Consider the following 1,531-nt stretch of genomic DNA (forward strand, 5'->3'; position numbering starts at 1 on the left):
TTAATGGCAATACTGTGCAGAATGACACGACCGGCAGCATGATTCACCCCATCGAAGAACTGATCGAGTATATCAGCACCTTCAGTGAGTTATCACCTGGTGATGTCATCATCACCGGTTCTCCCGGCGGCGTCGGGAAAAAACGCACACCGCCGCTGTTTTTGCATGAAGGCGATATCGTGGAAGTTGAAATTGAACGCATTGGCTGTTTGCACAACTGTGTTACCACTCGAAAAGTGGTTTGCAGTGCAGCGTAACCGCGCTCATTAAAAAATAATATCACTATGATGCTTAGCCGGATAAATGCGGTGATATGCCGGTTATCCGGTTTGTCTATTTTAGCTCGTATTCAGATTTTTTAATCGGTGACGGAAAATTATAATCAGGAGGAAAGAATGCGTGCGCTATGGGAAAAAATGCTTCAAGCCAGTATCGCAAAGAAACTCTACGGTGGTTTCTTTATCGTATTATCATTAATTATTGTTGCCGTGTTCTTCAGTGCATTACGTTTTTCTGAAATTCGTGATTTATATACCAAGACAGCGCTGGTGTCTGAGATAAACCATTATCTCGATCAGTCAAAAATTGCCCGAGTGAAGCTCTTTTATACGTTGGAGGAAGAGAACGCCAACAATATGATGAAGTACGTTTCACAGATAATGGCGCAGCAGGAAAAAGCGCGCCAATTGCGTTGGCAAGAGAGTGATGTGCAGCATTTCCAACGCCTGAATGAACAACTGACGCAATATCAACATGAACTGGAGGAGATCGCGCTCGCCGTGTCTGCGTTGCATGGGCAGAAGCAGGTCGTTCCCGCCGGGGAGAGCATGCAGAATACCGCACAGTGGCAGCGCCTCAAGGTGGCCGATGCGCAGTCCATTAAAACGGGGTTTGCCGTGACCGACACCCTTAGCCGTATCGCGAGCCAGCTTGATGAGAGAAACCAGCTCGTTATTAATCGTTCAGTTGTGGAAATCGTGGTTATCGGGATTTGCGCCGTTTTACTGGGCGTGTTGATCGCCGTATCGGTAACTCGTCTGATAGCGAGGTCGATACGCGCCAACCTGGAACTGGCGCAACGCATTGCACAGGGCGATCTGTCCGTGGTGGTAGGGCAAGTGCGACGTGACGAACTGGGCATGTTGACACACGCCATGATGGAGATGACACAAAAACTGTGCGGCCTGATGGTGGATATTCGGGACAGTGCGTATCAGGTGGCTGCGGCCTCTTCCGCCATCGCCGACGGTAACCGTAATTTGTCCTCACGTACCGATCAACAGGCGGCTGCGATGGTGGAAACGGCGGCCAGCATGGAGGAGTTGACCGCTACCGTGACCAACAATGCGGATAACGCGCGGCACGCCGGACAACTCGCGCGTCAGGCATCAGGCAACGCCAATCGCGGCGGTGAGATCATTAAGCAGGTGGTGACAACCATGTCGGAGATTACCGGCAGCTCGCGAAAAATCGCGGATATCACGTCGGTCATCAACAGCATTGCTTTTCAAACCAACATACTGGCGCTGAA

Annotated in this window: 2 protein-coding genes; both read left to right on the plus strand. The window is 50.4% G+C overall.

The features are described from left to right. Window positions 1-257: fumarylacetoacetate hydrolase family protein (locus J5224_RS27315; protein WP_264628281.1), on the plus strand; the 257-nt coding region annotated here is incomplete at its 5' end. A 138-nt stretch (window positions 258-395) separates the two neighbouring features. Then, a partial coding sequence (locus J5224_RS27320) for a methyl-accepting chemotaxis protein (protein ID WP_264628282.1) occupies window positions 396-1,531 on the plus strand: 1,136 nt, incomplete at its 3' end.

It is taken from the genome of Candidatus Symbiopectobacterium sp. NZEC135 (genome assembly GCF_025962695.1).